The organism is Chromohalobacter moromii (genome assembly GCF_023091865.1).
Taxonomy (GTDB): domain Bacteria; phylum Pseudomonadota; class Gammaproteobacteria; order Pseudomonadales; family Halomonadaceae; genus Chromohalobacter; species Chromohalobacter moromii.
In genome coordinates, this window is record NZ_JAHXDI010000001.1 from 534,316 (window position 1) to 551,377 (window position 17,062).

The 17,062-nt window shown below is 60.6% G+C and carries 16 protein-coding genes; 9 read left to right on the plus strand and 7 right to left on the minus strand.

Annotation, left to right across the window (positions count from 1 at the left end; all coding sequences use genetic code 11):
* The first annotated feature begins 123 nt into the window (after nt 1–123).
* Nucleotides 124–1,230, plus strand: a complete 1,107-nt coding sequence (locus KZO83_RS02445; RefSeq protein ID WP_178997925.1) for an FAD-binding oxidoreductase — start codon at nt 124–126, stop codon at nt 1,228–1,230.
* Nucleotides 1,231–1,265: 35 nt separating this feature from the next.
* On the opposite strand, the gene KZO83_RS02450 is transcribed toward KZO83_RS02445, so the two are convergent.
* Nucleotides 1,266–1,919, minus strand: coding sequence for a cation efflux transmembrane domain-containing protein (locus KZO83_RS02450; protein WP_247619625.1), 654 nt, complete (start codon nt 1,917–1,919; stop codon nt 1,266–1,268).
* A 166-nt stretch (nt 1,920–2,085) separates the two neighbouring features.
* Here KZO83_RS02450 and KZO83_RS02455 point away from each other — a divergent pair, with 166 nt between their 5' ends.
* Both KZO83_RS02455 and KZO83_RS02460 read left to right on the plus strand, forming a co-directional pair.
* Nucleotides 2,086–4,401, plus strand: a complete 2,316-nt coding sequence (locus KZO83_RS02455) for a CehA/McbA family metallohydrolase (RefSeq protein ID WP_247619626.1) — start codon at nt 2,086–2,088, stop codon at nt 4,399–4,401.
* A gap of 209 nt (nt 4,402–4,610) precedes the next feature.
* Nucleotides 4,611–5,339, plus strand: coding sequence for a tellurite resistance TerB family protein (locus KZO83_RS02460; RefSeq protein ID WP_247619627.1), 729 nt, complete (start codon nt 4,611–4,613; stop codon nt 5,337–5,339).
* Nucleotides 5,340–5,409: 70 nt separating this feature from the next.
* Here the strand turns inward: KZO83_RS02460 and KZO83_RS02465 are convergent, their stop codons facing one another.
* On the minus strand, nt 5,410–6,639 hold the full coding sequence (locus KZO83_RS02465) for an MFS transporter (protein ID WP_247619628.1): 1,230 nt from the start codon (nt 6,637–6,639) through the stop codon (nt 5,410–5,412).
* Between the two features lie 80 nt (nt 6,640–6,719).
* On the opposite strand from KZO83_RS02465, the gene KZO83_RS02470 reads away from it, so the two are divergent.
* On the plus strand, nt 6,720–7,697 hold the full coding sequence (locus tag KZO83_RS02470; protein ID WP_247619629.1) for an AraC family transcriptional regulator: 978 nt from the start codon (nt 6,720–6,722) through the stop codon (nt 7,695–7,697).
* Between the two features lie 61 nt (nt 7,698–7,758).
* On the opposite strand, the gene KZO83_RS02475 is transcribed toward KZO83_RS02470, so the two are convergent.
* Nucleotides 7,759–8,196 carry a LysE family translocator gene (locus KZO83_RS02475; protein ID WP_247619630.1) on the minus strand — a complete coding sequence of 146 codons (438 nt, stop codon included), beginning with the start codon at nt 8,194–8,196 and terminating at the stop codon, nt 7,759–7,761.
* Between the two features lie 121 nt (nt 8,197–8,317).
* On the opposite strand from KZO83_RS02475, the gene KZO83_RS02480 reads away from it, so the two are divergent.
* Complete coding sequence (locus tag KZO83_RS02480) at nt 8,318–10,039, plus strand: thiamine pyrophosphate-dependent enzyme (protein WP_247619631.1); 1,722 nt, start codon at nt 8,318–8,320, stop codon at nt 10,037–10,039.
* A 167-nt stretch (nt 10,040–10,206) separates the two neighbouring features.
* Here the strand turns inward: KZO83_RS02480 and phnE (KZO83_RS02485) are convergent, their stop codons facing one another.
* From phnE (KZO83_RS02485) to phnD, 4 genes are all read right to left on the minus strand, one after another.
* Entirely contained in the window at nt 10,207–11,010 is an 804-nt protein-coding gene (phnE, locus tag KZO83_RS02485) for a phosphonate ABC transporter, permease protein PhnE (RefSeq protein WP_247619632.1), read from the minus strand.
* Entirely contained in the window at nt 11,007–11,807 is an 801-nt protein-coding gene (phnE, locus tag KZO83_RS02490) for a phosphonate ABC transporter, permease protein PhnE (RefSeq protein WP_247619633.1), read from the minus strand. Before phnE (KZO83_RS02490) ends, phnE (KZO83_RS02485) begins: the two co-directional genes overlap by 4 nt.
* Nucleotides 11,804–12,595, minus strand: a complete 792-nt coding sequence (phnC, locus tag KZO83_RS02495; protein ID WP_178997940.1) for a phosphonate ABC transporter ATP-binding protein — start codon at nt 12,593–12,595, stop codon at nt 11,804–11,806. The genes phnE (KZO83_RS02490) and phnC overlap by 4 nt, the downstream gene beginning before the upstream one ends.
* Nucleotides 12,596–12,676: 81 nt before the next feature.
* Nucleotides 12,677–13,732 (minus strand): phosphate/phosphite/phosphonate ABC transporter substrate-binding protein, encoded by a 1,056-nt coding sequence (gene phnD / locus KZO83_RS02500; protein ID WP_178997941.1) that lies wholly within the window; start codon nt 13,730–13,732, stop codon nt 12,677–12,679.
* Between the two features lie 198 nt (nt 13,733–13,930).
* On the opposite strand from phnD, the gene KZO83_RS02505 reads away from it, so the two are divergent.
* The 4 genes from KZO83_RS02505 to gstA are packed head-to-tail and all read left to right on the plus strand — an operon-like array spanning nt 13,931 to nt 17,057.
* Nucleotides 13,931–14,767 (plus strand): DeoR/GlpR family DNA-binding transcription regulator, encoded by an 837-nt coding sequence (locus KZO83_RS02505; RefSeq protein WP_247619634.1) that lies wholly within the window; start codon nt 13,931–13,933, stop codon nt 14,765–14,767.
* Nucleotides 14,764–15,567, plus strand: a complete 804-nt coding sequence (locus KZO83_RS02510) for an HAD-IIB family hydrolase (protein WP_247619635.1) — start codon at nt 14,764–14,766, stop codon at nt 15,565–15,567. The genes KZO83_RS02505 and KZO83_RS02510 overlap by 4 nt, the downstream gene beginning before the upstream one ends.
* A 29-nt stretch (nt 15,568–15,596) precedes the next feature.
* Nucleotides 15,597–16,406 carry an MBL fold metallo-hydrolase gene (locus KZO83_RS02515; RefSeq protein WP_247619636.1) on the plus strand — a complete coding sequence of 270 codons (810 nt, stop codon included), beginning with the start codon at nt 15,597–15,599 and terminating at the stop codon, nt 16,404–16,406.
* A gap of 45 nt (nt 16,407–16,451) precedes the next feature.
* Nucleotides 16,452–17,057, plus strand: coding sequence for a glutathione transferase GstA (gstA, locus tag KZO83_RS02520; protein ID WP_247619637.1), 606 nt, complete (start codon nt 16,452–16,454; stop codon nt 17,055–17,057).
* Nucleotides 17,058–17,062 lie beyond the last annotated feature (5 nt).

Below are 17,062 nucleotides of genomic sequence, written 5' to 3' on the forward strand. Positions count from 1 at the left end.
TTGCCCTCGTAATGGCGGCTGGCGCAGGCATGCGCGTGTCGTTGGCAGGTAAGTGGTCGGTGCGGGGGGCGCCCACAATGCGCCTGACAGTCAGATACCGCCGCGCGACCAGGTAGCCATCTCATGAGCTTGAACTTCTTCAATCCCGTCACTACCCAGACCTGGACCAATGGGCGCCATAACGTGCGTTGCGTGAAGATCATCCAGGAGACCTGGGATGTCCGCACGTTCTGCTTCATGGCCGATCAGCCGGTGCTGTTCTTCTTCAAGCCTGGGCAATTCGTGACCCTGGAGCTGGAGATCGACGGCGAGCCGATCATGCGCTCCTACACGATTTCCAGCTCGCCCTCGGTGCCCTATAGCTTCTCGATCACGGTCAAGCGGCTTCCCGATGGACGCGTTTCCAACTGGCTACATGACAACCTGCAGGTGGGTAGCGAGCTTGCCGTCCATGGTCCTGTGGGAGACTTCAACGTCATCGACTATCCCGCCGACAAAGTGCTCATGCTCTCCGGTGGAGTCGGCGTCACGCCATTGATGTCGATGACGCGCTGGTTCTTCGACACCAACGCCAATGTCGACCTGCAGTTCGTGCACAGTGCACGCGAGCCACGCGACATCATCTTTCACCGCGAGCTGGAACATATTTTCTCACGGATCCCCGATTTCCGGCTGCATATCGTCTGTGAGCGCGGGGATGAAAACGGTGTGGCCTGGGCGGGATTCCGCGGATACCTGGCGCAGGCGATGCTCGAATTGATGGTGCCGGATTATCTGGAGCGAGAGATCTTCTGTTGCGGCCCCACGCCGTACATGAATGCCGTTAAAAAAGTGCTGAAGAGCAACGGCTTCGATATGAGCCATTATCACGAGGAGTCGTTTGGCGCCACACCCGCCGAGGTGCGCGCCGACGTGCAGGAGCTGGCCGAGCAGGCCGAAGCGGAAATGGAAGCCGTCGACACCGCCGACATGTTGCAGGTCGAATTCAGCTCCAGCGGCAAGAGCATTCGCATTCTGCCCGAGGAGACCGTGCATTCCGCCGCTGCCAAGCTCGGCCTACATATCCCCAAGGCTTGTGGGATGGGCATCTGCGGCACCTGCAAGGTCAAGAAGCTCTCGGGCGACGTCAACATGGAACACAACGGCGGTATTACCGAGGACGACGAAGCGGAAGGCTACATTCTGAGCTGCTGCAGCACGCCCAAGAGCCATGTCGCTATCGAGTTTTAACACCTGACGTTCCTTGGCCCGGCATGGCCGGGCGCTCAGCGCGACTCGGTGGCAGTAGTGCCAAGCCGTTCGGCGTCGCGCGCTTCACGTAGCTCACCACGCGCTTGATGGGCGATCTTCCAGCCGCCGGACAGCGAGAGAAAGGCGAATATCCCGCCGACGATCAAGTCGGGCAGGGCGGTGCCGCTGCCGAAAACACCCAACGCGGCGAGTAGCACCGCGCCGTTGCCGATGACGTCGTTGCGTGTGCAGATCCACACGCTGCGCATGTTGCTGTCGCCCTCGCGATAGCGCATCAACAGCAGCAGCACCGCGAGATTGGCAAGCAGTGCCAAGACCCCCACCGCGCCCATGGTCGGCGCATCTGGGTAGCTACCCGCGAACAGGTTATGCAGTGTCACACCCAGCACCACGACGCCGAACCCGGCTAGAGTCGCAGCTTTGACCAGCGACGCACGAGCGCGCCAGAGCAGGCCCATGCCCAGTACACCGAGGCTTATGGCGTAGTTCGCCGCGTCGCCGAGGAAATCGAGTGAGTCGGCCATCAGCGAGGTGGAATCGGCTTTCATCCCTGCCAGCATCTCGACGCCGAACATCCCCGCGTTGACCACCAGCGCTATCCACAGCACGCGCCGGTAACGCGGCGCCGCGTGTGGCGAAGGGGAAGAAGAACCGCAGCAGCATGCCATGAGAGATCCCGTGTTTTTTGTCGATCAATGTACCTCAATTCTACAACCCTAGAGTGCGCTCCAGGGCAAGCATGCCGTCGCAGCATGCGTAATTTGAACGTACAATCAAAATTATGAATAATGGAAAAAGAAATTATAGATAAAAATTCAACATAAGAGGGATCTCATGACACATTCACGATGGCGCTTTGTGCCGCTTGCGGTGCTGACCTTGGGCGCCGCCTCGCTGGCCCAGGCCGATGTCAGCGTCACGCGCGGCGCAACCGATATTCCCGATGGCGAGGCCTCTCACGCCGAGGACATTACCGTCGCTAACGACAAGTTGGCCTTCGCGCTGGCCGTCGAATCACGGCCGCCCTGGGGCGTGCCACGCGGCACTTTGGTCGACTTGGCGGCGGTTAAAGGCGGCGAGATCGATCTCGACCGTGTTGCCTTCGCCGATTTCATCCCCAACAACTGGTCCGCCTGGCCCAACGACGGCAAGAACGTCGAGGTCGTCGAGAAGTCGCCCGAGCGTGCGGTGATCCGCGTCAGCCGCAACTTCGGCGAGGCGATGGTCACCACCACTTACACGCTGGACGCCGACAGCGACCGCGTGCATCTGGAAACCGTGTTCGACAATCGGGGTGACGAGCCGCTGGAAGGCATTCGCTCCGGCTTCACGCTGTGGCCGGATACCGGCTATCTGTTTGGCGTACCCGGCCTGGGCGACGCCAAGGAGACCGAGGCCAGCGACGCGCTCACCGACCGCATGGTTGCCTACGATCAGGATTGGGCCTTCGCCCTGCATGCGCCGTATTTCGACCGCATCAACTACGAAGGCCAGGACATGTATCTCGAACACAGCCTGAAAGCCGGCGAGTCGCGCCGCTTCGAAGGCTGGCTGCAGGTCGTGCCGGAAGGCGATCTGGCCCCGGTGGTCGCCAATGAGATCGAACGCAAGAACCTCGATAGCGGCGAGGTTCATGGTCAGCTAAGTGATGGTGACGGCGAGGCGCCCGCCAACGGCCTGGTGATGATCGAGAAGGAAGGCGCGCCTTACGCCTGGACGCTGGCTGACGATGGCGAGTTCTCGATGTCGCTGCCGGTAGGCGAGTACCAGGCTTACGCCACGGCGGAAGGTTTCGCTAACTCCGAGCCGGTCGAATTGAATGTCACCGATGGCAGCGAACGCAAGCTTACCTTCGACGGCATGCGCGGGCCCGGTACGCTATCACTGGATATTCACGGCGCCGAGAGCGACACGCCGCGCGACGCACGCCTGACCATTCTCGACGGTCAGCAGCCGCCGGTAGAATTCCTCGGCAAGCAGACTTTCTTCACCGAGCTGGACCCGGCCGGTCACGCCGAGCTCAAGCTGGCGCCCGGCGATTACCGCCTGGGTGTCAACGCGGGGGCGGGTTTCACGGCTCGCGAGCAGACGCTGGACGTCAGCCTCGAGACCGGAGAAGAGATCGACAAGGCCGTCGAGATCGAGCGTCTCGTCGAACCCAACGACGATCACTGGTACGGCGCCGACCTGCATCATCACGCCAACGTGCTGGAGGGCACCACGCCGCCGGATACGGTGGTGCGTGCCCAGTTGGCCACGGATCTCGATCTGACCTTCATCAGCGATCACGACTCCACCGCCAACCACGACACCTTCCGCAAGCTCTCCGCCGAACGTGGCGTGCCGTTCATTCCCTCCATCGAGATTTCACCCTCGTGGGGCCATATGAACCCGTTTCCCATCGAGATGAACGGTGAGCTCAAGGTCGATCCCGGCACCGATGACGTGCAGGACATCATCGCCGATGCGCGCCGTCTGGGTGCCGAGGTGATTCCCATGAATCACCCGTACAACGCCTATGGTTATCTACAGAACTTGGGCGATGGCAAGGTGCCTGGTGGCTTCACCACCGGCTTCGACTTGCTCGAACTCAATGCCGAGGTGGATAACGAACCGACCTTGAAGGCCGCGCATCGCTTGTGGGATCAAGGCACGCGCATGTACTTCACGGCGGGCACGGACACCCACGATGCCTGGAACGACCTCACTGGCCGCATTCGTATGATGGGTCAGGTGCCCGGCGAGTTGACCCCGCGCGCCTTCGCCCGTGCCCTCAAGGACGGCCACGGATACGCGACCCAAGGACCGCTGCTGTTCCCCGAGAACCACATGTTCGGCGACAGCCTGCGCCTGGTCGAAGACGCCAAGGGTGAATGGGTCGTGAACGCCACCGCCGTCAACGGCCTCAAGGAAGCGCGCCTGATTGGCCAGGGAGGCGAAGTACTCGCCACGCAATCCCTCGACGGCACCGATGCGACGTTGACCTTCGAGATTCCTGGCGACGCCAACGGCTGGGTCGCGCTGGAAGTCGACGATGCCGATGGCGATACCGCCTGGACGAACCCGCTGTGGCTCGAGCGTTCCAGCAAGGCCGATTACCTCGGCAGCGGTAGTACCAATGACGGCGGCGCTGACGAGGAAGATGCCTGATCGCGCGATCCGGCCCTCGTCACCATAATCACGATAAATCGCCGCCAAGACCCCTGTTCAAAGGGGCTTCAAGGGAATGCCACGCCTTCGGGCGTGGCTTTTTTATGGGCGGTGGGCAGAAACTGTGTCAGTGTTTCTCCGAAGGCAGCGGCGTTGCGTAACGGGGCGCCTGGGGCAGCGTCGTCAGTGATCACTGGAGGAGCCAGGGAATGAACGCAAACAAGATACTGCAGCAGTTGATGCAACAAGCCAGTGGTAGCCAGAAGGGCAGTGGTGTCGATGTAAAAGGCATGCTGGGTGGCCTCTCGAAACAGCTGGGCGGAAGTTCCTCAGACGGCAAGTCCAGTGGGGGATCTGCGGGCGGCTTCGATATGAAAAGCCTGCTCGGCGGTGGTGCCATGGGCATGCTGGTTGGCTCCAAGCGCGGCCGCAAACTGGGCGGTAAAGCCCTCAAGTACGGCGCGATCGCCGGTGTTGGCGTATTGGCCTGGAAAGCATGGCAAAGTTCTCAAAACAAAAGTTCGGGCAGCGAGCCACAAGACGCTGGCGAGGGCGAACGTGTCGAGGTGCTCGATGGCGAGTACCAGGAGCGGCGTAGTCTGGAACTCTTGCAGGCGATGATCATGGCGGCTCGTGCCGATGGCCACATCGATGAACAAGAACAGGCGATGATCACCGAACAGATCGATGCGTTAGGGGCCGACGACGAGATGCACCGTTGGGTCGAACAACAACTCAATGCGCCGTTGGATGCCAAAGCGTTGGCCCGTGAAGCGGACTCGCCCCAAGCGGCGCGAGAAATGTACTTAATCAGCGTCGCCGTGATCGATGAGCAAAACCCGATGGAGCGCGCCTGGCTCGATCAATTGGCCAGTGCCCTTGATTTACCCCAAGAGATGACCGCCGAGCTTGAACGTCAGGCACAGCAGGCCGGTTAATGTCTGGAATTCTCATGCCTAGAATATCGCCAACCGTGGCTGTTTCCCGGCTGGCGACTTCTTGCCTTCTTTACTGACAGGCCGTGACAGCATCGCCATCGCTGGAGACAGTCGGCTGCGTTCTCACGCCGACAAGCACCAGAGCGGCGGCGGCCAACAGCATCGTGCCGGCTGTCGCACAAACACCCAAGACGCCGCTGATGTCGAACATGACGCCACCGACGGCGGCGCCCAGCGCGATCGCTAGCTGTATTGAGGCGACGATCAAGCCGCCCCCGCTCTCTGCCTCGTCCGGCACGACACGGGTGATCCAGGTCGACCAGGCGACTGGCACGGCACCGAAGGCGAAACCCCATAGGGCCACCATGAGGACATCGGTGCTCATGGAAATGCCGCCCAGCGTGGCCAGTAGCCAGCCCAGCACACCCATGATCAGCGGCATCAGCAGCAGTGTCAGTCGCAGGCTGCGTTCAAGCAGATAACCCGCGATCAATGTGCCGACGAAGTTCGCCACACCGAACGCCAGCAAGGTCGAAGAAAGCTCGTTGATGCCCATCCGGGACACGCCTTCGAGAAACGGACGCACATAGGTGAAAAAGGCGAAATGGCCGCAGAACACCAGCAGAATGGCCACGATGCCGGCCGCCATTCCCGGCCGCTTCATCACGCTCACTAACGTGCCAAGTGGCGTCGGGCGCTCAGGTGTCATCCGCGGCAGGGTGGTGTACTGCAGCACCAGCGTCAGTACCGAAAGCGCCGTCGCGAGCAGGAAAACATTGCGCCAGCCGATCATGTCGCCGAGATAGCTGCCCAGCGCGGCGGCGCTTATGGTGGCGATGGGAACGCCGGTGAACAGCAGCGACAGTGCGCGTGGCACGTCATGCTCCGCCACTAGCCGCATCACCGTGGCGGCAGACAGTGCCCAGAAGCCGCCCAGTGCCACACCGAGCAGTACCCGACCGACCAGCAACCAGGCCAGATGCGGGGCGAAGGCCACCACCAGGTTGGCCGCGATCATCAGCACGGAGAACCCTAGCAGCACATGGCGCCGGTCGAGGCGCTGCGTGACGGACGTCACCAGCAAGCCAGAAAGTAGCGCTACCACCGCCGTGACCGTAACGGCCTGCCCGGCTTGGCCTTCGCTGATCATGAGCGAATCTGCCATCGGCGTCAGCAGGCTGGCCGGCAGGAATTCGGCCATCACTAGGCTGAACACGCCCATCGTCAGCGAAAACACGGCGACCCAGCGCGATGTCGTGGGCGACGTGTGCGTCGAGCGTTGAGGTTCTTGCGTCGTCATTTCGATACTTCCGATCAAGACTTGGGATGATGTGCAGACTAAAGTATTATCCTAGGATCATCTATCACTATAAATCCGGTATGTTTGATCAAGAGTCCGAAATTTTTGCCGTCTCCGGTTCAAATGCCAGATCCAGCGAATGGATCAACGAGTTGCTCCTCGGCATGCGTCTGTCGGGGCTGAACTATCGTCGCGTCCAGGTAGCACCGCCCTTCGGCATTCGTTTCGATACCGACGCCAGCTGCGCGCAATTTCACTTCGTCGCCCACGGGCCCGTCATATTGCTGCTCGGCGGCGAGAAACAGACACTGGAGACTGGTGATGCTGTACTTCTGCCTCGGGGTGGCCAGCACTGTCTGCTTTCTTCGCCTGAGGTGAAGAGTCGCGATATCGAGCAGATCGACGCGCTGCCGCTATGTGACGACTTCAGTTGCGTCAATGAATGCCCCGATACGCTCGACGGCACGCCACCGGTGCGGCTGTTCAGCGGCTGCATGCAATTCGATCTGGGCGGCATGCAGCCGCTGTTGACGCTGATGCCTGCGGTAATGCATGTCGGCACTCTACTCTCGCGCTATCCCGAGATGCTGCCGATGCTGGAAGCGATGGCACGTGAAGCGAGTCTCGAGCGGGCCGGCGCCGCCGGCATTCTTTCGCGATTGGCCGACGTGGTCGCCGCTAGCATCGTGCGTGGTTGGGTCGAATGTGGCTGCGCCGACATCGGTGGCTGGATCGAGGCGTTGCGCGATCCGCGTCTGGGCAAGGTCATCGCCGCTGTCCACCGCGAGCCCGGCCGCGACTGGACGGTCGCCGCCATGGCGGCGGAGATGGGCAGCTCGCGCTCGGTATTCGCCGAACGCTTCCGCGGCTCGCTGGGCGTGTCACCGCTCGGCTATGTCACCCAGCTTCGCATGCGTCTGGCCACGCAGTGGATAGCCGAGAAACAATTATCGATCGAGCAGGTCGCCTGGCGCCTGGGCTATGGCTCCCAGGCCGCTTTCAGTCGCGCGTTCAAACGGTCGACCGGGCAGACACCGGGAAAGTTAAGGCACGGCTAAGCGACTGCGCCAAGCGTAGCAGGCCGAGGCCGATTCGGAGCCTTGCGGCTGATTATGGGCCTCAGCGATGCGAGGCCGCCAAGGTTCCACCGGCGGCGATGAACAAGCTGCCCGTGGTGCGATTGAAGAGCTTTACGCGGCGTGGACTATGGAACCAGCGACCGATCCCCGACCCCATCGTGGCGTAGCTCGACATGGTGGTGAGGTCGATGGCCAACCAGGTCAGCGACAGGATCGCGAATTGCGGCAGTTGCGGGGCGCCGAGGTCGATGAAGCCGGGAAACAATGCGCCGAAGAAGAGCAGGTCCTTGGGGTTGCTGATACCTACTGTAAAACCGCGCCGGAAGAGGGCTCTCGTGCCGGTACGCCCGACGTGCTGTGGGCTTTGCGCGGCATTGTCCGTCATCGACGCCGTCACCTGTGCGCGCCAGGCCTGAATGCCCAGATAAATCAGATACGCCGCGCTTCCCTCGTCGCGTCTACACGATGACACCTTCATGCAACACCGCCGGGCTTGGAGATCGACCTTCGTCGGGCATAGAGTGGGAGCGGGACGCCACGCATCGGCGTGGCGATCACGTTTACGTGCCTCTCAAGGGCACCGATGCGGAGGGAGTCGCATGAGCAGTCACAGTAACGTGGCCGATATCATCGTCGAGACACTGGCGGACGCGGGCGCCAAGCGCTGTTACGGCGTCGTCGGCGATACCATCAATCATTTCACCGACGCCATTCGGCGCAGCGATGCCCTGGAATGGGTGCATGTGCGTCATGAAGAAGTCGGCGGCTTCGCGGCGGGCGGCGAGGCCTACATGACGCGGGAGTTGGCGCTGTGCGCTGGCACTTGCGGCCCCGGCAGCCTGCATTTCGTCAATGGGCTATTCGAGGCGCATCGCAGTGGCTCACCGGTGGTGCTGATCGCCTCCCAGGTTGCGACCAAAGACACCGGCATCGGCTTTCCGCAGGATGTCGACCCCGCACCCATTTATGAGCAGTACAGCGTATTCTGCGAGTCGATCGTCAATCCCGATCAAGCGCGGCGCATGACTGCCCTAGCCGCACAGGCTGCCTTGGCCAACAACGGCGTGGCGGTGCTCGTCGTGCATGGCGACATATTCACCCAGAAGTCGAGCCAGGACCTGCCGTTTCGCGCGCATCGCTTCGATCCCATCGTACGGCCCAATGCCGAGGAATTCGTCCCCGCCGTCAAACAGCTCAATAAGGGGGGCAAGATATCCATCTTTGCCGGATTCGGCTGCGAACACGCGCGCAGCGAGGTCATGGCGCTGGCGGCTAAGCTCAATACCCCGGTGGCTTGGACCTCGCGCGCCAAGGACTTCATCGAACCCGATAACCCCTTCCAAGTAGGTATGACCGGCGTGTTCGGCTTGGCGGGCGGCTATCACGCCGTGGCCGAATGCGACACGCTTTTATTGCTGGGCTGTAATTTTGCGTGGAGCCAATTCTATCCCGAGAAGGCGACCACCATTCAGGTGGATATCGACCCGCAACAGATCGGCAAACGCCACCCGGTGGATATCGGCCTGGTCGGCAGCGTGCGTGATACCTGTCTGGCGCTGGCCAAGATGGTCGATGAGCAGACCGACACCCACTGGGTGGATAACTGTCGCAAGCAGTATCTGGAGGCGCTTGAGCATGATGCCCATGAATCCAAGGACGACGCGCTGATTCATCCGCAGGCACTGACCCTGGCGCTCGACGAGCAGGGCGCCGACGATGCCATCTTCACGGCGGATGGCGGTAGCCCGATGGTCTGGATGCTGCGTCACATTCACGCCAATGGCCAGCGCCGTACGCTTTCTAGCCTGGTCCATGGCACCATGGCCAACGCCTATCCGCAGGCTATCGGCATTCAGAAGGCGTTTCCCAAGCGGCAAGTCATCGCCATGTGCGGCGACGGCGGCCTGACTATGCTGATGGGCGATCTCCTCACCCTCAAGCAAGAGAAAGTGCCGCTCAAAATCGTCGTTTATAACAACAGCTCGCTGGGTTTTGTCGAACTCGAACAGAAGGTCGAAGGCCTGCTCGACAGTTATACCGACTTAGAGAATCCCGACTTCGATAAGCTTGCCCAAGCCATGGGCATCTGGGGCAAACGCGTCGAGGAAGTCCACGAACTCAAGCCCGCGATAACCGAGTGGCTCAATCACGACGGCCCCGCGCTACTCGACGTCAAGGTCAACCGCATGGAACTCGTCATGCCGCCCAAGGTAGAGGCCGGACAAGTTGCTTCTACCGCGCTCTACTCCACCAAAGCCGTCCTCAACGGCCGCATGGAAGACGTCGTCGATCTCGTAAAAAGCAACTTCTTCAAGCGTTAAACGAGCGTAGGAGTTAATGCTTACTCTCAACCGGGCGCTTTCAAGCGCCCGGTTTTTGATAGTGTGTCAGGTTCCGTGCACAGCGCCGTAGAAGCGCGACTCCGGCATCTGAGTGACGGGCTGGGTGACGGATATCGTGGCCAGCTTGAGTTAGTAGCGGCATGTCATCAGATCACCTTCTTGCGTAACCAGGCGGCGACAGCTTCACCGGCGATGACGAGAACGATGATCGCGAGCAAAACGGTGGCGACGGTGGGCCAGGCCAGCGTGTCGATGGCACCTTGGAGAATCACACCAATACCGCCAGCACCCACTAGGCCGAGTACGGTGGATTCGCGCAGGTTGATGTCCCAGCGCAAGATACTGACGGCGAAGAAGGTCGGGACTACCTGTGGCACGATGGCATAGAGAATGACCTTGGCGCGTGAGGCGCCGGTCGCTTCCAAGGCTTCCACCGGGCGGCGATCGATTTCCTCGATGGCCTCGCCCATTAGTTTGCCGAGAAAGCCCAGCGAACGGAACATGATGGCAATGATTCCTGCCAGCACGCCTGGCCCGAAGATCGCGACAAACAATAGTGCCCAGATCAGCGTATTCACCGAGCGGCTGGAAACCAGGATGAAGCGTCCCAGCCACAAGGTGAACCGATTAGGCGTCGTGTTCTGCGCCGAGATATAGGCGATCGGCAGCGACACGAATACCGCCACGAAGGTGGCCAAGGTGGCGATATTGAGTGTTTCGACCAGCGCCCAGAAAATCGCCCGCCAGTTACTGAATTCCGGTGGCACCATGCGCCGGAACAAGTCACCGATCTGTACCGGCGCATCCCAGACCCAAGGCCAGATGACATCCAGAGTTGCTACCGACCAGGTGACTGCCAGTGCTACCACGATGAGGCCGGCGAAACGTTTCCAACGCTGTTGGGGGGTGTAGCGCGACCAGGCGCGCTCGGCCACGGATGGTTGTGTCACCAGATCGCCCTCCTGATACGTCCACTTATGGCCTCGCTGACTAGAATCACGGCGATGATCACCAGCGTGATGGCCAGTGCGAAGTCATAATCGTAGCGGCCGAAGGCGTTCATCAACGTGGAACCGATACCTCCCGCGCCTACGATACCCACGACTGCTGAAGCACGCAGATTGCTGTCGAGTTGATAGATCGAGAGCCCTATCTGACGTGGCATGATTTGCGGCAGCACGGCGAATTGCAGCACCGTGAGATAGCGTGTGCCGCTGGCGCGCAATGCCTCGACCTGTCCCCAATCGATTTCCTCGATGCGCTCGGCAAGCATCTTGGCGACGAAACCGATCGAGTAAATGGTGAGCGTCAGGATGCCCGCCACCGGGCCGAAGCCGACTGCCTTGACGAACAGAATGGCGACGATCACCGGATGGAAGCTGCGGGTGATGATAATCAGCGCGCGTCCTATCAGGTAGATTGGTTTGATGGCGATGTTGCGTGCCGCCATGAATGCGATCGGAACGCTCAGCGCGAGCCCTAGCAAGGTGGCAAGAATGGCGATCTGGAGACTCTCCAGGAAGCCTTTGATCAACAGATCGTGACGCGAGAAATTGGGGGGAAAGGCACCCGAGAATATACGCGCTGCACGTTCCATGCCTTGGCTGACTCGGGCCCAGTCGAACGGGAGTGTAGAGGCTGCCCAACTCAGATAGATGAGCGCGACGACTATCAGCCCCCAGCGTAGCCACGGATTAGCTATAAAGGGCGGCTTTCGCCAAGTGCGGGATGGAGTGGCGTCGTTCATGAGACCACCGCCTTGGATGTGTCCTGTTCGGCCTGTTGCCGGTCTTCCGCCGGTGTGCCGCTGTAAACGGTATCCATCGCGGATTGATCGAGGTCCTCGGGCTTGCCATCGAAAATCAGCCGCCCGAAACGCATCCCGACGATGCGCTGCGTATATTCGCGCGCTTCGGCGACATTGTGAATGTTGATCAGTACCGGCAGTTGCAGCTCCTGTGCGAGTGTCTGCAGCAATTCCATGATTTGACGTGAGCTGACAGGATCGAGCGAGGCGGTGGGTTCGTCGGCGAGCAGAATTTCCGGATTTTGCATCAGGGCGCGAACCACACCAACGCGTTGGCGCTCTCCACCGGAGAGTTCATCGGCGCGCTTGTTGGCGTAATGGGCAATCCCCACGCGTTCCATGAGCGTGTAGGCCCGGTCGATGTCCTCGGTCGGGTATTTGCGTAGCGCGGCGCGCCAGTAGGGGATGTAACCCAGGCGTCCGCACTGCACGTTCTCCATTACGGTCAAACGATCTACCAAGTTGAAGCCTTGGAAGATCATGCCGATGCGTCGCCGTGCCTTGCGGAGTTCATTGCCGTGCAAACGGGTCAACTCGGCACCGTTAAGCTCGATACTGCCAGAGGTTGGCTCGACTAGCCGGTTGATGCAGCGTAGCAAGGTACTCTTGCCGGCCCCTGACGCACCGATGATCGAGACCACCGATTCGTCGGGTACTTCAAGATCCAGCCCCTTCAATACAGGCTCGTCGTGGCCGTAGCGCTTTACGAGCTGTTGGATTCGCAACATATCCATCCTCCTCGCCCGAGCTCCTGCGATAGAGCCCGGGCGGTCGGTGTCCACGGAAGTCTGGCACACATCTTGTGCGGTTTAGCCATCCAGGTTGTCGGGGGTGTATTTCACACCGTTGGCTTCCTGGATATCGCGAATGACTTCCCAGTCTTCCTTATATGTCACGGGAACGAACTTGGTAACGCCCTCGAACTCCTTGCCGAGTTCGGTGCCGCGCATGTCGAAGGTAAAGAACGCTTCCTTGATCTTATCGATCAGCTCGGGCTTCAAGTTGTGGGCGTAGGTGTAGGCTGTAGTAGGGAATGGCTTGGACTCGTAGATAATCTTGACCTCTTCTGGATCGTAAAGACCGCGATCCGCCATACGGTCGACGACCTCGGAGGCTACCGGCGCTGCATCGTAGTCGCCGGCGACCACGCCGAGCATCGATTGATCGTGCGACCCTGAGTAAACCACCTCGTAATCTTCGCCTGGTACGATGCCTTCTTTCGGGAATAGCGCGCGCGGCGCGAGGTTGCCGGAGTTGGAGGTCGGCGAGGTATGGGCTATACGCTTGCCTTCTAGGTCTTCCATGGTGTCGATGCCGCTATCCTTGCGCGTGTAAAGCTGCAAGGTATAGCCGAATTCGCCTTCTTCCGAGCCCATGATAGCGAATGGTACGGCCCCGGCGAGATTGACCGCGAAGGGCGTTGGGCCGGTGGAGAATCCCGCAACGTGAATGCGATCGCTGCGCATGGCTTCTATCTCGGCGGCATTGGACTGCACGGCATAGAAGCGTACGTCCTTGCCGGTCACCTCGCTGAGATGCTCGATGAACGGGTCCCAGATATCGGCATAGATGGCCGGATCCTCGACTGGGGTGTAGGCGAAGATCAGCGTCTCGGGGTCGATGTACTTGCTGGGGTCGCTTGGCGCATCGGCGACCAGATCGCCGTCGGCATCGCAGTAGATCGAGGCCAGCTCACCTCGCTGCGAGCAGTCTTCGGCAGCCTGAACCGTGAGTGGAAGGGCCGCTAATAGTGCCGTTGCCAAAAGATTGCGCGGGCGCTGTATGCCACGGAACAAGACAGAAAAGGCATTGTTGGAAGTGTTGAATGGCGCGTATGCGGGCGCCTGAAAAGCATCGTGGGTCATGGCGTGGACTCCTTGTATCCCTGACTCTGATTGTTCGTGTGGGATTATCTGGAGGCTAGACTAGCTAAATTGGTATTTACAACAAAAATGCAGCATTGTTCGCCAATAGTCGCAATACAATGTGGTAAAACAAAGATTAAAGTGTGGGAAATAGCGACCCAGGTAGCCTTGCTAAATGTGTTAAGGAGTCTTAGCGTCATGAGCCGCAAGCCGCGCAAGGACGAACGTCATGCTCAGATCCTCGAGGTTCTGCGCTATACACCCCACGTGCGCATTGCGACGCTTGCCTCGCGCTTTGGGGTGACCGCCGAGACGATACGCCGCGATCTGGATGCACTCAGCGACCAGGAGTTACTCGACCGTGCCCATGGTGGCGCCGTGGCGCGCCCGATGGGGATTCAGCCGCCCATCGATGAGCGCGAGCAAGCGACGGTCGACGAGCGGCGGGCTATTGCTCATACCGCTGCCCGGCTGCTGGAACCCGGTCAGGTCGTGATGATCGACGCCGGCTCCACGACCACTCAGCTTGCTTGGCAGTTGGCGGCCAACGGACAAGCGCTGACCATCATCACCAACAGCTACCCCGTAGCGCGCGCGATGGCGTCTTCGGCGTCTCGACTGATCTTGTGCCCCGGCGACTTCAATGCCCGTGAAGGCGGTGTTTTCGGGCAGGACACGACCGACTATCTGACCCGTTTTCACGCCAACATCGCTTTCATCGGCGCCAGCGGTTTGACGCAAGAAGGCATTCTCGACGTCAACCGTGACGCTGCTTGGGTCAAGCGCACGCTGATTTCGCGCAGCGAAAGGACCTACCTACTCGTCGACCACACCAAATTCGCCCAGACCGTACTCGAGCGAGTGGCGCCGCTGAGCGTACTCGATGGCATCGTCACCGACCGAGCGCCATCCGATGCCATGACGCAGCGCTTGGAACGTGCCGGCGTCGCCCTACATATCGCCACTCTCGAGGCTATCGACAGCGCGCTATCGGCGCGTGCCTCGGACACTACTGCCCGCGAGGATACCGCATGAGCGCTCCCCAGCCGTTGCAATGTGCGCCACGTGAGACGTTGGCCAGTGTGTCGGTGGTGCTGACCGATGTCGATGATACCTTGACTCGCCATGGTCGCCTTGCGAGTACAACGCTGGCTGCACTGGAGCGACTCGATGCTGCCGGTATTACGGTGATTCCGGTCACCGGCGGTTGCGCTGGCTGGTGCGATCATCTCGTTCGCGCCTGGCCGGTCGCGGCAGTCATCGGCGAAAGCGGTGCCTTCCGGTTTCGGCGCACGCAGTCGGGTGGACTGGACATTCACAGCGTGCGACCGCTGACAGCACTGCATAAAGAACAGTACCAACTGCTAGCGATTGCCGAGCAAGCGATGCGCGCCGTACCCGGATCCCGATTGGCCGCCGACCAGCGTTACCGCCTGGCCGATGTGGCTGTCGACCATGGACAAGATGTAGCGCCCCTTGATGATGACGCAATTGCACGTCTAATCGCGGCTTTTCATGACGCTGGTGCTAGTGCTCGAGCCAGTTCGATTCACGTCAATGCCTGGTTCGGCGATCATGATAAGGCCACCATGGCGGATTGGGTGCTTGAGCATGATCTTGGCCTTCGTCCCGAAGAACGCCGAGATCGTGTTTTGTTCATCGGTGATGCGCCCAATGATGCGTCTCTTTTCCAGCGCCACTCGCTGAGCGTGGGCGTTGCCAACATAGTCACGCGCCTCGATCAATTGCCTCGGCCCCCACGCTGGCTATGTAATGCCAGCCATGGCGACGGCTTCGTGGAAATGGCGGAGGCGCTGCTAGCCGCCAGAGCGTGAACAAGCGCTAACACGAGGGAGGGGGACGGATGATGTTACCGGGGTTTCTGTGTGCAACATGCGGGGTGCAATATCCCGCGAGCGAGGCGCCGCCGTCGCGGTGTCCGGTATGCGAGGACGAGCGGCAGTACGTGCCGGCATCGGGCCAGCAGTGGACGACGCCTACGGCGCTGGCGGCGGGGCATACCAATACCTTTCGCGAGATGGCGCCGGGTCTACTGGCGCTGGGCACGGTGCCGAAATTCGCCATTGGCCAGCGGGCGTTCTTACTGCGCACGCCCCACGGCAATGTGTTGTGGGATTGCCTTAGCCTGCTGGATGCGGCGACGGTCACGTTGATCGAGGCGCTGGGCGGGCTAAAGGCCATCGTCATTTCGCACCCACATTACTACGCCACCATGGCGAGCTGGGGCCGTGCGTTTAAGTGCCCAGTATATGCGCATGCAGCGGATCGCGAATGGATCATGGTGCCTGATGAAGCGCTCACTCCGTGGGAGGGCGAGACGCTGGAGGTGCTGCCCGGAGTGACGGTGCACCGTTTGGGCGGGCATTTCCCCGGCGCCAGCGTGCTGCATTGGGAAGCGCGCGGTACATTGTTGACCGGAGACACGCTGCTAGTCACGCCGGATCGCATGGCGTCGTTCATGTGGTCGTACCCCAACAATATTCCGTTGCCTGCCGACGAGGTGACACGCATCGGCGAGCGTTTGCATGCACTGGAATTCGAGACCGCCTACGCGGCATTCTGGGGCAGCGAGATCACCACCGATGCCAGCGCCGTGGTGGCGCTGTCGGTAGCGCGTCATTGCCAGGCATTGAAAGTGCCTCGGGCGAAGTGAGCGCACACCTTTAAAACCCAATAGGACAATCATGGAGCGCATGACATGAAGCTGTATCTCAAGCCGGGTAGCTGCGCGATGGCCGTGCATATCGCGCTGGAAGAGGCGGAGTTGACCTACGAGATCGAGAAAGTGGATCTGGCTGCCAAGACAACGGAGAGCGGCGAGGATTATCGGGCGATCAGTCCCAATGGGTACGTGCCCGCCTTGGTGTTGGACGACGGTGAGGTGATGACCGAGGCGGCGGCGATTCTTCTCTACGTCGCCAATCTCGCACCGGAGGCCGAGATGGCGCCTTCCCCGGGTAGCAAGGCGTATTTCGAGCTATTGAGCCAACTGGTCTTCATCTCCACCGAGCTGCACAAGAACTTCAGTCCGTTCTTCAAGCCCAATAGCGGCGAGACCTGGCGTGGTATCGCTCAGAAAAATCTCGAGACGCGGCTATCGCTGATGAACGAGCGCCTGACGTCGCGTGACTACGTGATGGGCGAGCGCTTCAGCGTGGCGGACGCTTACCTATTTACGGTGCTCAGTTGGGCGCAGGTGGTGGATGTCTCGCTGGACGCGTGGCCCCATTTGCAGCGTTTCGTGGCGCGCATCGCCGAGCGGGACTCGGTTCAGCGCGCCATGCAGGCCGAAGGCTTGAAGTGAGCAAT

Excerpts from the sequence above, each read along its gene's own strand:
- KZO83_RS02455 (WP_247619626.1), top strand. The coding sequence starts at position 2,086 with ATGACACATTCACGATGGCGCTTTGTGCCGCTTGCGGTGCTGACCTTG.
- KZO83_RS02510 (WP_247619635.1), top strand. The coding sequence starts at position 14,764 with ATGAGCGCTCCCCAGCCGTTGCAATGTGCGCCACGTGAGACGTTGGCC.
- KZO83_RS02515 (WP_247619636.1), top strand. The coding sequence starts at position 15,597 with ATGATGTTACCGGGGTTTCTGTGTGCAACATGCGGGGTGCAATATCCC.
- KZO83_RS02450 (WP_247619625.1), bottom strand. The coding sequence starts at position 1,919 with ATGGCATGCTGCTGCGGTTCTTCTTCCCCTTCGCCACACGCGGCGCCG.
- KZO83_RS02460 (WP_247619627.1), top strand. The coding sequence starts at position 4,611 with ATGAACGCAAACAAGATACTGCAGCAGTTGATGCAACAAGCCAGTGGT.
- phnE (WP_247619633.1), bottom strand. The coding sequence starts at position 11,807 with ATGAACGACGCCACTCCATCCCGCACTTGGCGAAAGCCGCCCTTTATA.
- KZO83_RS02465 (WP_247619628.1), bottom strand. The coding sequence starts at position 6,639 with ATGACGACGCAAGAACCTCAACGCTCGACGCACACGTCGCCCACGACA.
- KZO83_RS02480 (WP_247619631.1), top strand. The coding sequence starts at position 8,318 with ATGAGCAGTCACAGTAACGTGGCCGATATCATCGTCGAGACACTGGCG.
- phnD (WP_178997941.1), bottom strand. The coding sequence starts at position 13,732 with ATGACCCACGATGCTTTTCAGGCGCCCGCATACGCGCCATTCAACACT.
- gstA (WP_247619637.1), top strand. The coding sequence starts at position 16,452 with ATGAAGCTGTATCTCAAGCCGGGTAGCTGCGCGATGGCCGTGCATATC.
- KZO83_RS02445 (WP_178997925.1), top strand. The coding sequence starts at position 124 with ATGAGCTTGAACTTCTTCAATCCCGTCACTACCCAGACCTGGACCAAT.
- KZO83_RS02470 (WP_247619629.1), top strand. The coding sequence starts at position 6,720 with ATGTTTGATCAAGAGTCCGAAATTTTTGCCGTCTCCGGTTCAAATGCC.
- KZO83_RS02505 (WP_247619634.1), top strand. The coding sequence starts at position 13,931 with ATGAGCCGCAAGCCGCGCAAGGACGAACGTCATGCTCAGATCCTCGAG.
- phnC (WP_178997940.1), bottom strand. The coding sequence starts at position 12,595 with ATGTTGCGAATCCAACAGCTCGTAAAGCGCTACGGCCACGACGAGCCT.
- KZO83_RS02475 (WP_247619630.1), bottom strand. The coding sequence starts at position 8,196 with ATGAAGGTGTCATCGTGTAGACGCGACGAGGGAAGCGCGGCGTATCTG.